The 12,131-nt window shown below is 64.3% G+C and carries 11 protein-coding genes; 4 read left to right on the forward strand and 7 right to left on the reverse strand.

Annotated elements, in window-relative coordinates; translation table 11 throughout:
* Positions 1-31 precede the first annotated feature (31 nt).
* From OHD62_RS01525 to OHD62_RS01535, 3 genes are all read right to left on the reverse strand, one after another.
* The gene (locus tag OHD62_RS01525; protein ID WP_263780466.1) at positions 32-868 is read right to left on the reverse strand and encodes a carbohydrate ABC transporter permease; all 837 of its coding nucleotides are present in this window, start codon (positions 866-868) and stop codon (positions 32-34) included.
* Entirely contained in the window at positions 865-1,776 is a 912-nt protein-coding gene (locus OHD62_RS01530; RefSeq protein WP_263780467.1) for a carbohydrate ABC transporter permease, read from the reverse strand. The genes OHD62_RS01525 and OHD62_RS01530 overlap by 4 nt, the downstream gene beginning before the upstream one ends.
* Positions 1,777-1,848: 72 nt before the next feature.
* On the reverse strand, positions 1,849-3,213 hold the full coding sequence (locus tag OHD62_RS01535) for an ABC transporter substrate-binding protein (protein ID WP_263780468.1): 1,365 nt from the start codon (positions 3,211-3,213) through the stop codon (positions 1,849-1,851).
* 288 nt (positions 3,214-3,501) lie between these two features.
* Here OHD62_RS01535 and OHD62_RS01540 point away from each other — a divergent pair, with 288 nt between their 5' ends.
* Complete coding sequence (locus tag OHD62_RS01540) at positions 3,502-4,956, forward strand: NAD-dependent succinate-semialdehyde dehydrogenase (protein WP_263780469.1); 1,455 nt, start codon at positions 3,502-3,504, stop codon at positions 4,954-4,956.
* On the forward strand, positions 4,956-5,789 hold the full coding sequence (locus OHD62_RS01545) for an IclR family transcriptional regulator C-terminal domain-containing protein (RefSeq protein ID WP_263780470.1): 834 nt from the start codon (positions 4,956-4,958) through the stop codon (positions 5,787-5,789). The genes OHD62_RS01540 and OHD62_RS01545 overlap by 1 nt, the downstream gene beginning before the upstream one ends.
* A gap of 4 nt (positions 5,790-5,793) precedes the next feature.
* Here the strand turns inward: OHD62_RS01545 and OHD62_RS01550 are convergent, their stop codons facing one another.
* Positions 5,794-6,402 (reverse strand): TetR/AcrR family transcriptional regulator, encoded by a 609-nt coding sequence (locus OHD62_RS01550; protein ID WP_263780471.1) that lies wholly within the window; start codon positions 6,400-6,402, stop codon positions 5,794-5,796.
* Between the two features lie 159 nt (positions 6,403-6,561).
* Between OHD62_RS01550 and OHD62_RS01555 the strand changes: the two genes are divergently transcribed.
* On the forward strand, positions 6,562-7,323 hold the full coding sequence (locus OHD62_RS01555; protein ID WP_263780472.1) for an SDR family NAD(P)-dependent oxidoreductase: 762 nt from the start codon (positions 6,562-6,564) through the stop codon (positions 7,321-7,323).
* 68 nt (positions 7,324-7,391) lie between these two features.
* Here the strand turns inward: OHD62_RS01555 and OHD62_RS01560 are convergent, their stop codons facing one another.
* The 3 genes from OHD62_RS01560 to OHD62_RS01570 are packed head-to-tail and all read right to left on the reverse strand — an operon-like array spanning position 7,392 to position 11,215.
* Positions 7,392-8,552 carry an NAD(P)/FAD-dependent oxidoreductase gene (locus OHD62_RS01560; RefSeq protein WP_263780474.1) on the reverse strand — a complete coding sequence of 387 codons (1,161 nt, stop codon included), beginning with the start codon at positions 8,550-8,552 and terminating at the stop codon, positions 7,392-7,394.
* Positions 8,553-8,558: 6 nt separating this feature from the next.
* Positions 8,559-10,250: a 2Fe-2S iron-sulfur cluster-binding protein gene (locus OHD62_RS01565; RefSeq protein WP_263780475.1), complete on the reverse strand. Its 1,692-nt coding sequence runs from the start codon at positions 10,248-10,250 to the stop codon at positions 8,559-8,561.
* Positions 10,247-11,215: a 3-hydroxyacyl-CoA dehydrogenase gene (locus tag OHD62_RS01570; RefSeq protein WP_263780476.1), complete on the reverse strand. Its 969-nt coding sequence runs from the start codon at positions 11,213-11,215 to the stop codon at positions 10,247-10,249. The genes OHD62_RS01565 and OHD62_RS01570 overlap by 4 nt, the downstream gene beginning before the upstream one ends.
* A gap of 147 nt (positions 11,216-11,362) precedes the next feature.
* Here OHD62_RS01570 and OHD62_RS01575 point away from each other — a divergent pair, with 147 nt between their 5' ends.
* Positions 11,363-12,121, forward strand: coding sequence for an SDR family NAD(P)-dependent oxidoreductase (locus tag OHD62_RS01575; RefSeq protein ID WP_263780477.1), 759 nt, complete (start codon positions 11,363-11,365; stop codon positions 12,119-12,121).
* Positions 12,122-12,131: the final 10 nt, after the last annotated feature.

The following is a 12,131-nucleotide window of genomic DNA, read 5'->3' on the forward strand; positions in this document are numbered from 1 at the left end:
GTGACCAACTGGAAAATCTCCTTCGGCGCGGTCAACCCTTCACGCCGCCGGCGCCAAAGCCGCGGGTGAGGTAGCTCTGCAGGAATGCGAAGATGATGATGAGCGGAATGCTCATCATCACGGAGGCCGCCATCAGCAGCGACCATTCGATGTTGAAGGAAGTGATGAGCATGTTCATCACCCCGGTCGTCAGCGGCCGGGCCTGGTCGGAATTCACCATCACCAGGGCATAGAGATATTCGTTCCAGGCCAGGATGAAGGTGAACAGCGCCGTCGAGATGATGCCCGGAAGCGCCTGCGGCAGGATCACGTCGACGAACGCGCCCATGCGGCTGGCGCCATCCACCAGGGCGGCGGATTCGAGATCCTCCGGCACGCCGGCCATGAAGGAGCGCAGCAGCCACAGCGCGTAGGGCAGGGCAAAGGTGGTGTAGGCGATCACCAGGCTGGTCAGCGTGTTGGCGAGCCCGAGCTTCACCATCATCAGATAGAGCGGAATGATCAGCACGACCGACGGCAGGAGATAGGTGAACAGCACCAGCGCCGCCAGCGTCTCGCGGCCGCGATAGGAAAAGCGCACCAGGCTGTAGGCGCCGAGCGTACCGACGACGATGACGACGATCGTCGTCGATGTCGCCAGTATCATCGAATTCATGAAGTAGCGCAGAAAGGGCGTCTCTTCGAGCAGCTTGATATAGTGTTCGAAGGTGATGGCGCGCGGGATGACCGTCGGCGGGATCTGGAAAAGCTCGGTCTGCGGCCGCACCGAGGTCACGACCATCCAGATCAGCGGGAAGGAGATGAGAAGGACGAGGCCCCACGTCACCAGATTGGCGAGGATCGTCGTCGAACGCCTGGCTGGCATCATGGTGACTGCCTCCGCGCCCGGTAGAGATAGATCAGCATGAAGGCGAGCATCACCAGCATCATCGCCACCGCATAGGTCGCCGCCACGCCCATCTGGTTGAGGCCGAACGCCTGCTGGTAGACGATCAGTGGCAAGGTCCGCGTGTTGTTGACCGGTCCGCCTCCGGTGAGGAGGTAGATCAGGTCGAATTCCTTGAAGTCCCAGATGGTGCGCAAAAGGATGACGATCGTCAGCACGTCCTTGAGCTGCGGCAGGGTCACGTCGAAGAACCGCCCGAACACGCCGGCGCCGTCGATCGTCGCAGCCTCGTAGAGCTGCTCGGGGATGGTCTGCAGCCGCGCCAGCACGGCGATGACGACGAAGGGGAAGAACTTCCAGGCGCCGACGAAGATCACGCTCGCCATGGCGTTCGGCATCTTGCCTAGCCAGTCGACAGGCATGTCGACGACGCCGAACTGGATCAGCAGATGGCTGAGGATGCCGTAGAGATCGTTGAACAGCCAGCGCCAGATCAGCACGGCCACGACCGTCGAGACGAAATAGGGGAACAGCACCAGGCTACGGGCCAGCGATCGGAACAGGATGTTCTGGTTGAGCAGCAAAGCCATCGCCACACCGAAGACGATCTGCAGGAAGAGCGTGCCGACGGTCCAGGTGACGGTGGTGCCGAGCGCGCTCCAGAAGCCTGACGATCCGAAAACCTGGACATAATTGTCGAGGCCGACCCAGCTTCCCTTCAGCGTCGGCGTATAGATCGAAAACAGCGACAGATAGATCGCCGAGATAAGCGGATAGACGATCACCGCGCACAGGATAAGCACGGTCGGCGCGATCAACAGCACGCCGAGCAGCGCATAGCGCCGCTCGAGCGGGTTTTGCGTCCGGTGCTGGCTTGCGGCAATCGTCATGGCGGTTCCGGAATGAGGAGGCGGGTGGCAGCGGCCGGGGCCGCTTCCACCCGCCGGCAGGTTCGTCGGGGATCAGGCCTTCATCAGGCCTTCGAGCTTCTTGGCGATATCGCCGACAGTCGCCTTGGCGTCCTCGCCGTTGAGGACGACGCGCTGCACCAGCTCGGCGATGACGTTGGAGGCGATGATCTCGTTCGCCTTGAGGTTGGGCTTGTGCTTGTCGGTCTCGTAGCCGAGGTTCTTGCCGGCCGCGGCCGCGCCCGCCATCAGGTTTACTTCCGCCTTGTATTTCTGGATGATTGGATCGGCGAGATAGGTCGGATCCTCGGCGATGGTCTTGAGCACCGGCAGCACATGGCCGGGCGCCGCCAAAAGCTGCGGGACGTAGCCCTTCGGCTCGAACAGGAAGGCCGCGAAGGCCTTGGTCTCGGCCATGTTGGCGATGTCCTTGGGGATGAACACCGAGGGGAAGTCGTTGAAGGTCCAGCTCGCCACATCCTTGGAGATGGTCGGATAGGTCACGCAGGTGACGCTGTCGGCGATAGCAGGATTCTGGCTGGTGACATTGGCCAGCACGCGCCCGGCATAGATGCCCGTCGCCGTGGCGCCCGAAACGAAGGCGGTCAGGCTCTCGCCCCAGCTGTAATTGGTGGCGCCCGGCGGGCAGAATTCGCGCATCGACTTGTAGAATTCGAGCGCGTCATAGGTCGGCTGGCTGTCGATCGCCACGGCCAGATCGGGCGAGAAGATCTGCCCGCCGGCGCGGTGGATGAAGCCGATGAAGATCAGCGAGGTCATCGAGTTGAGACCGTAGGGCAGCGGCGCTCCGTAAATGCCGCCGCCCTGCATCTTCTGGCAGGCGGTGCGCAGTTCGTCCCAGGTCGTGGGTGCTGCGTCGACACCGGCCTTCTGCATCAGGTCCTTGCGCAGCCACAGCATGTCGGCGGCCGTGTTGCCGATCGCCGTGCCGCAATAATGGCCGTCGGCGGTTTTGTAGACGTCGTTGGCGCCTGGAAAATACTTGTCCTCTCCGATCGCCTTGATGACGTCGTCCATCGGCTCGAGCAGCCCTTGCCCGTAATAGTTCTGCGCGGCGAAGGAGGGCAGGTGCGTGACGATGTTGGGCAGCTGCTTGGAGGCGAAGGCGGCGGCGAGCTGGGCCGGGTAGCCCTCGTCCGAGGTCGGCTCGAAGGCGATCTTCACACCGGGATGAGCGGCCTCGAATGTGGCGATCTGCGTCTGATACATTTTGAGCTGATCCGGAGAAGCCTGCGGCGACCACCAGCGCAGCGTGACCGGATCGGCGGCGGCGGCGCGGCCCGCCAGCGGCAGCGACAAGCCTGCCGCCAGACCCGCCGTGCCCAGGCCCTGGAGGACCGAGCGGCGTGAAATGCCGGACATCAGTGTTCTGCGGAGCCAGATACTGTTCGAATCCATTGTATTCCCCTCTTGTTGGAGCGCGGTCATTTCATTCGCTATGCGCACGCATGTCCGCTATTGTGACACTCGTTTTCCAAGCTTGGCAAGCGGAAAACTGGAAAAAATCGGGCGTCGTCGTCATTTGAGTGCACGGTTCTTCACCGCACTTCACCCACGCTGCGATCGGGGCGAGGCAGTTCGCAAGAGTGGCATTGTGAATTTTGCGAACATTTGTTCGCAAACAGTGACAAACAAAATTTCGCAAGATACCGTGCCCGGCATTTTCGCAGCCGCAAGGAAATGGACATGCATGCACTTCAGGACCCGTCGCTTCTTCGTCAGGCCTATTTCGCCAACGGCCGATGGGAGACGGAAGGCGAGGGCTCGATCCTTGTGACCAATCCCGCGAGCGGCGCGCCGGTCGGCTCGGTGCCCAAGGCAAGCCGCGAGGCGACGAGGGCCGCGATCGTCGCCGCGCAGGCCGCGCTGCCGGCCTGGTCTGCCCGTCCCGCCAAGGAGCGCGCCGCCGTCCTGCGCCGCTGGTATGACCAGATCGTTGCCAATGCCGACGATCTGGCGCGCATCCTCACTGCCGAACAGGGCAAGCCCTTCCTCGAGGCGCGCGGCGAGATCCTCTATGGCGCCGCCTTTTTCGAATGGTTCGCCGAGGAGGCAAAGCGCGTCGCCGGAGAGGTCTTTCCGGCCCCGACCGCCGACAAGCGCATGATGGCCATCCGCCAGCCGATCGGTGTCTGCGCGGCGATCACGCCGTGGAATTTCCCGATGGCGATGATCCCGCGCAAGGCCGGACCGGCCATCGCCGCCGGCTGCACCATGGTGCTGAAGCCGGCCAGCGCCACGCCGTTCTCTGCGCTTGCACTGGCGGTGCTGGCCGAGCGCGCCGGGCTGCCGGCCGGCGTCTTCAGCGTCGTCACCGGCGCGGCATCGGTCGTCGGCGAAGAACTCGTCACCAGCCCCATCGTGCGCAAGATAACCTTCACCGGCTCCACCGAAGTCGGCCGCGAATTGATGGCCAAGGCGGCCGGCACCATCAAGAAGGTCTCGCTGGAGCTGGGCGGCAACGCGCCGCTGATCGTGTTCGACGACGCCTCGCTGGAGACGGCGGTGCAGGGGGCCTTGGCCTCGAAATTCCGCAATGCCGGCCAGACCTGCGTCTGCGCCAACCGGATCTACGTCCAGGACGGCATCTATGACGCCTTCGTCGAACGCTTCGCCGAGGTGGTCGCCGCCCTCAAGATCGGCGACGGCATGGAGCAAGGCATCGAGCAGGGTCCGCTGATCGATGAGGCCGCCGTCGCCAAGGTCGAGGACCATGTCGCGGATGCTCTCGCCAAGGGCGCCCGCATCGTCACCGGCGGCAAGCGTCATCGTCTCGGTGGAACTTTCTACGAGCCGACAATTCTGGCCGACACAACACCGCAAATGCGCATCTCGCGTGAAGAGACATTCGGCCCCGTCGCGCCGATCTTCCACTTTGCTGAGGAAAAGGAAGTAATAGCTCTGGCAAACGATACGGAATTCGGGCTTGCTGCCTACTTCTTCACGCGCGATCTGGCGCGCGCGTGGCGTGTGGGTGAAGCGCTCGAATTCGGTATTGTTGGTATCAACGCCGGAATTACGGCATATGAGGGCGCGCCCTTCGGGGGCGTCAAGGCGTCGGGCATCGGCCGCGAGGGGTCCCGGCACGGAATTGAAGAATTCCTCGAGCTTAAATATCTATGTTTGGGTGATATGAACTGATGAGCGCCTCCGACGTGAACGACGATCTTCTGGCCAGGGACGAAGCCGCCGGCTTTGCCGACGCCCCTGCCGACCTCAACGACCGCGACCATGTGAACTCGCTGGCCCGTGGCCTTGAGGTGATCAAGGTCTTTTCGCGGCGGACGCCCAAGATGACGCTGAGCGAAGTCGCGCAGGCAACGGGCATGACCCGCGCCACCGTCCGCAGGTTTCTGCTGACCCTGGTGCGGGAAGGCTATGTCGAAACCAATGGCAAGCATTTCAACCTGCGCCCGAAGATCCTCGAGCTTGGCTTCTCCGCTTTGTCCTCGATGGACATCTGGGACGTGGCGCAGCCGATCATGAATGCGCTTTCGGAGCGGCTGCAGGAATCCTGCTTTGCCGCCGTGCTCGATCATGATTCGGTGATCTATGTCGCGCGCGCCACTTCCAATCAGCGTGTCAGCGTCGGCATCAACATCGGCAGCCGCGTGCCGGCACATTGCGTGTCGACCGGCCGGGTGCTGCTGTCCGCGCTGCCGCCCGACCTTCTGCATCAATATCTCGACGAGATGACGCTGACCAAATTCACGCCCAACACGATTACCTCGAAGGTCCAGCTGCGCAGCCTGATCGACGAGGTCCGGCTGCAGGGCTGGTCGATCGTCGACCAGGAACTGGAGGTCGGGCTGCGCTCGCTCTCGGTGCCGATCCGCGACGGGCAGGGCAAGATCGTCGCGGCCCTCAATGTCTGCTGCCCAAGCATGCGCATCACGCCCGAAGACATGCGCACCCGCGTGCTGGCCGAAGCGCTGGAAGCTTCCAATAACATCACCCGAGCCTTGCAGATTTAAGGCTTCAGGACGTTCCGGAGGATGTGGAACTACCTGTAGGCCACGTGGAAAGCGCTTGCTCAGCAACGGCCTCCAGCATGGCGCGGCTAAAGCCGGCTTTGGCCTGCACTGCCATGCCGTGAGTGACAGCCATCACGAATGCCGCAAGGGCATCGGATTTGGCCGTCTCCGGCAAGTCGCCTTCGGCCTTCGCCCGTTCGAAGCGTTCACGAAGCTGCGCCTGAGCAGCCGCGCGAAAATCTATCAACGCCTGTCGCACTGGTTCCGCTTCATCCGATCCTGCCAGGGCCCCGTTGATACCGAAACATCCCGTGCGGTCGGGATAACGCGTATTGAGGTCGGCCGCATTGTAAAGGATGTGTGCGGCAACCTCCCACGCCGTGGGTAGCTGAAGTGCCTCTGGAATGTAGCCCAGGTATCGCTCGTCATACCGAGCCAGGGCTTGGCGGAAGAGCGCTTCCTTGTTGCCAAATGCAGAATAGAGGGCGGGCCTCTCTACGCCGGCAGCCTCGGTCAGGTCAGCGTAGGAAGCACCCTCGTAACCTTTGCGCCAGAAAACGCATAGCGCGGCGTCGAGCGCTTTCTCCACGTCAAATTCGCGATGGCGTCCCATCAGCGGAACCCAGCCTTTTTCATAATGGCCATTACTAAACCACTTGACAGCCCGTGTCTACATTTCATACCAATCGTTATCGTAATGATCATTACGTTAACAGGCACTGCCGCTCGCCAAGATCAGGCGGCGCTCCAATGGCGTATAGAAAGGATTCTCATGTCGAACATATTGAAGGGCAAGGTCGCCCTCGTTACCGGCGGCTCACGCGGCCTTGGGGCCGCTACGGCTGAGGCACTTGCCGACCAGGGTGCGGACGTTGCGATCAGCTACGTCGCGTCGGCCGAGAAGGCGCAAGCTGTGGTCGCGAAGCTGAAGGCGAAGGGCGTCCGGGCTCTCGCGATCCAGAGTGACCAGGCCGACCTTTCTACCGCCAAGCCACTGATCGAGTCGGTGATCGCCGAATTCGGCAAGCTCGACATCCTCGTGAACAATGCTGGCATCGCGATCCAGGGTCACATGGTAGACGATCCCGAGCTTGACGGAGACAAATACAATCGCCAGTGGCAGGTCAACGTCATGGGCACAATCGCCAACACGCGCGCGGCGGCACCCAAATTGACCGATGGTGGTCGGATCATTTTCATAGGCTCTCTCCTCGGCTCATACGTGCCCTTCGCGGGTGTCGCCGACTATGCCGGAACAAAGTGGGCGCTCGCCGGATACGCGAAGGGCATCGCGCGCGACCTTGGCCCCCGCAATATCACTGTGAACGTCATACAGCCGGGCATCATGCCCACGGACATGGCCTCGGACGTTGCCGGTGAGCTTCCGGACCGCGAAGCCATCTTGGACATGCATCCAATCCGTCGCATTGCGACCCTCGAAGAAGTGGCGGAAACCGTCTGCTTCCTCGCCGGACCCTCTGCGGGCTACATCAGCGGTGAGACGATAAATATAGCTGGCGGCCTCGGTATCTGAGCAACGAAATCAGGCCGAAGACGAGGGTTCGACGAGATACTTTTCCGGCGTTGATCTCAAGGGAAGGCTCAGGCGGCTTCGAAACGGTCGGGCGAGAAGGGTGATACATCCTCGTTCGGCTGGCGCCCGAGCATCATGTCGGCGACAAGCCGCGCCGAAAGCGGGCCGAGCGTATAACCGGCATCGCCGGGTATCGCCGCGAACAGTCCCGGCACCCGCCCGATCGGCCCAAGCACGCCCTTGCCGTCGACGGACGTGTTGATCCCGGCCCAGGTGCGGATGATCCTCAGCGATGCAATCCGCGGCACGATGTGCTGGGCCAGCGTGGCATTGGCGACGAGGCTGGCAAGTTCGACGGTCGGATGCCGCCGCGCGCCGGCGAGGTGGGCCGGCCAGCCGCCGCCAATGACGATCTGGCCGGTGCCGAACTGCTTGAGCGTGATCATGCGGTCGGCATGCTGGATGAGATGCCCGATCAGCGGCGCCACGGCCTCGGTGATGTTCATATGCAGCGGTTCGGGTTCCGCCGGAATCGCAACGCCGAGCTCCGCCGCCAGCGCTTTGCTGCCGGAAGCGGCCGCCAGCACCACCCGGCCGGCCTTTATCCAGCCATTTCCCGTCTCGACAATGAAGCGCTGCTGCTCGCGCCTGACCGGTCCGGCGCTCTCGCCCTCGATCAGCACCACCCCTTTTTCGATGACCCAGCGGCGGATCGCGGCGTTGGCGAGCAGCGGATTGAGCTTGCCCTCATTGGCGCAGATCTCGGCGCCGACCACAGCAGGCCCGAAATAGGGCGCGATGCGATCGAGCGCCGTACGATCGAGGATATCGACATCGAGCCCCAGTTCGCGCTCACGTCTCGCCTTGATCTCGAGGAAATCGAGCTGGTCGCGACTTTCCGCGACCATCAGGCCGCCAGTCATCTTCAGGTCGAAATCCGCCCCGAGCCGCGCCTGCATGGCCTGCCAGAAGGCAACCGCCTTGGGATAGAGCGGAAGCTGGCGCTCCATGCCCGGCACGTTCTGGGGGTAGAGGCGCATGAAGCGGCTCTGCATCTGGACGTGCAGGCTGCCGGCATTGGCGTTCGAGCCGCCGATGCGTCCGTTGTCGATCAGGGCAACGCCGACACCGTCCTCGGCCAGAAAGCCTGCAAGGCATGAGCCGACGATGCCGCCGCCGATCACGGCAACATCGATGTCGCCGACAAGGGGATGCGCAGCGCCGGTCATTGCCGGTCAGCCCAGACGCGCCAGATCTTCGATCGCCACCGGCTTCACCGGCACGCGCGGCGCAAAGCCGGTGAACTCGTCGCGGGCACGGCCGAAGCGTTCGGCCAGCAAGGCATCGAGCACCGGCGCGCAATAGCGCCCCTGGCAGCGCCCCATGCCAACGCGCGTGCGCCGTTTCACCGCGCCGATGAGCTGCATCTCCTCGCCGAGCGCCTCCTCGATCTGGCCGAAAGTGACCTCCTCGCAGCGGCAGATCAGCGTTTCTGGCGTCGCCAGCGCCGCCGAATAGGCGAGCGCCGCGTAGAGCGTCCACAGCGCCTGCTGGAAGCGCCTGTGCCTGGCCAGATGGGATCGGGCGCGACGCGCCTCGGCATCGAGACCGGCGGACGTCGTGTGTCCCAGCGCGCGTGCCGCGGCAAGGCCAACCAGCACGCCCTCGGCAAGTGCTGCGCGCGCCCCGCCAAGACCGGTGCAGTCGCCCAGCGCATAGACACCAGCCACATCGGTCAATCCGTCTGCGTCACGCCGTGTCACCAGTTGGCGCCGGACCGGATCGAAATCATGCCCGCAACCCAGCGCCCGCAACAGCTCGTTCGACGGCTCGAAGCCATAGCCGAGGCAGAGCGCGTCGACCTCAAAGCGAATCTCCTCACCGCTGCCCGAGGCCGGCAGAAGTCGTACGCTGAGACCTCTCGCCGTCTTTTCGACTCCGGCGACGATGCTGCCATAAATCATCGCCGCACCGCCCGAGCGCCTGACGGCGTGATAGCGCAGGCCGTCGCGGATCAGCGCCGGCGACGCCAGCGCCATGCTGGCGAGTGCGCCGACCTTGGTGACGCTCGGCCGTTCCGCCGCTTCCACGACGGCCACGACCCTGGCGCCGCCTTCAATGAGCTCGGCCGCAAGCTGAAGATTGAGCGGCCCGTTGCCGGCGACGAGCACGGTCTCGCCCGGCAGGCGGCGCGCGGTTCGCCACAAGGTCTGCGCGGCACCAGTGGTCATCACGCCCGGCAGCGTCCAGCCCGGCACCGGCCATCCCCGCTCATAGGCGCCGGTGGCGATGATGGCCGCCTTGGGCAGCAGGCGCAGCGTGCGCCCCTCGGCGGTTGCCGCATATTCGTTGGGCTCGAAGGCGCCCCACACCGTGACGCCGGACGTGATTTCAATACCGAGCCCAACAGCCGTTTCGATCAGCGCCGCACCCTCGCGATGCTGCGCGTCGGGCGCGGATATTCCCTCGGGGCCAACGCTCAATTGCTTGAAATACTGGCCGCCGGCCTGGCTGCGTTCGTCGACGACAAGAACCTCGGCACCTGCCTTTCTGGCGGCAATCGCCGCCGAAAGGCCGCCCGGCCCTGCGCCGATGACGAGCAGTTCGGGCGTCCTCACCTCGACATCGCCGATGGTGACGGGCGGACGGCCCTGTCCGGCGGGCATCAGCGGACGGGCATGGGCCTCGCGGCGGACTGTCAGCGGCCGGTCGACCTTGGTCATGCAGGCGCGCTGATTGGGTTTGCCGTCGACCTCGACGAGGCAATCCTGGCAGACGCCCATGCCGCAGAACAGGCCGCGTTCGGCCGCGCAGCGCGTCGTGCGAAACACGTTTACGCCGTGGGCGGTGAGCGCGGCGGCCAGGCTTTCGCCGGCTCTGGCTTCCACGGGAGTGCCTTCGAAATCGATGGTGATGGTGCCGGTCATGCTTCAAGCTCGGTCTTGCGGTGGCGAACAAGGCTCATCAGGCGGCGATCGCGCCAGGCGACGCGCTCGGCCCAGTGCTCCAGCGGCAACAGCGCCCGGCGCTGCGCCGCGACCCTTTCGACCAGCTCCGGCGTCCAGGGATCGTCCTGCCCCCGCTCCGCCCCCATGCGCTGATAGGCCGGCCCCATCTTTTCCGCATGCGAGGCAATGCCGCCCTGCGTGTTGAGGTCGACTGTTTCGAACGGTCCGATCACCGACCAGCGCAGGCCGAGCCCGTCGCGCACGATGCGATCGACGTCCTCGACGGAAACGACGCCGTCGCGCACCAGGCAATAGGCCTCGCGCAGCAAGGCGCCCTGAAGACGGTTGAACACGAAACCCTCGACCTCCTTGCGCACGAGAACCGGCGTCAGGTCGGCGCCAGTGAGAAGGTCCTGCGTAAAGGCAATGGCCGCCTCGCTGGTGAAGGGAGCGGGCACGACCTCCGCGACCGGAATGAGGAAGGGTGGATTGCCGGGATGAACGACCAGCATGCGCTCGCGGCCTGGCAGATTGGCCGCGAAAGCCGAGGCCGTGATCGCTGAAGACGCGCTGGCCAGCACGGCTCCCGTCGGCGCCAGCCGGTCGAGCTCGGCAAAGAGCGTCTTCTTCAGGGCAAGCTGTTCGGGCGCGCATTCCTGCACATAAGCTGCGTCCGCGATTGCGTCGGAAAGATTGGCGACGATGGTTATCCGGCTCAGTATTTCGTCGGTCGGCTCGTCGAGCAGGCCGTAGCTGCCGAGATCATCGAGCCGCGCCCGCAGGATCTGCGCGATGGATTGGCGTCTTGCCGCGTCGGGCTCGTTGAGGCGCACCGCATGCCCGGCGCGGGCAAAGACGATGGCGAAGGCGACACCGATGCTGCCGCCGCCGATGACCGCAATGGATTTCCCTTGGGGCGCGGTGCCGGAACGGTGTGCTGTCATCGAATAAACCGTGGAACAAGGAAAAGCGAAGTGAGGGCGGGGTAGTCGTTGCGTTCGCATTGCGAACTTGTGTACACAGAATTACACTGCCCCGGATATTCCGCAAGCCGTTGGGCTGCGAGTTCTACAACCAAGCGACGGGAAATCATGCCTCCACTCCTCGACGGCCGTATTGCCTTGATCACTGGCGGATCGCGTGGCCTAGGCCTCGCCATCGCCGAGCGCTTCGCCGCCGAAGGCGCGGTCGGCCATGCGCTTGATCTCGCGCAAACCAGCGCGGGCGCGCAATTGCCCGCCGGCTTCAGCGCCACCGCCGTCGATGTCGGCGACGAGGCGACGATTGAGGCGGCCATGCAAGCGGCTATGCGCGAACACGGCCGTCTCGATGTCGTCGTTGCCAATGCCGGCCTCGTTCCGCCCTGGCGGGAAACGGAAAGCCTCGACATGGCCGAATGGGACCGCGTCATGGCCGTTAATGTGCGCGGTGTCGCCGCCACGATCAAGCACGCGACGCCGGCGATGAAGGCGAGCGGCGGCGCCATCATCGTCATGGCCTCCATCAACGCTTACCTCGCCCATCCCCGGCAGATGCTCTACACCGCCTCCAAGCACGCCGTGCTCGGCATCATCCGGGCGGCGGCGCGCGACCTCGGCCGGTTCGGCATCAGGGTCAACGGCATCGCTCCCGGCCCGATCGCGACGGACGCCCTGCTCGAGCGCATCCGCACGCGGGCACGAAATGGCGGCCCGCCGGAGCAGGAGGCTTTGGCAGCACTGGCCGCCGACAATGCGCTGGCGCGCTTGGCGACTTCAGACGAAGTCGCCAAGGCAGCACTTTTCCTGGCAAGCGACCTGGCCAGCGGCATCAGCGGGGAACTGCTTCCTGTCGATGCCGGCCTCGCCTGACCCCCGATCT

The organism is Mesorhizobium sp. YC-39 (assembly GCF_025753795.1).
In the GTDB taxonomy this organism is placed as follows: domain Bacteria; phylum Pseudomonadota; class Alphaproteobacteria; order Rhizobiales; family Rhizobiaceae; genus Mesorhizobium.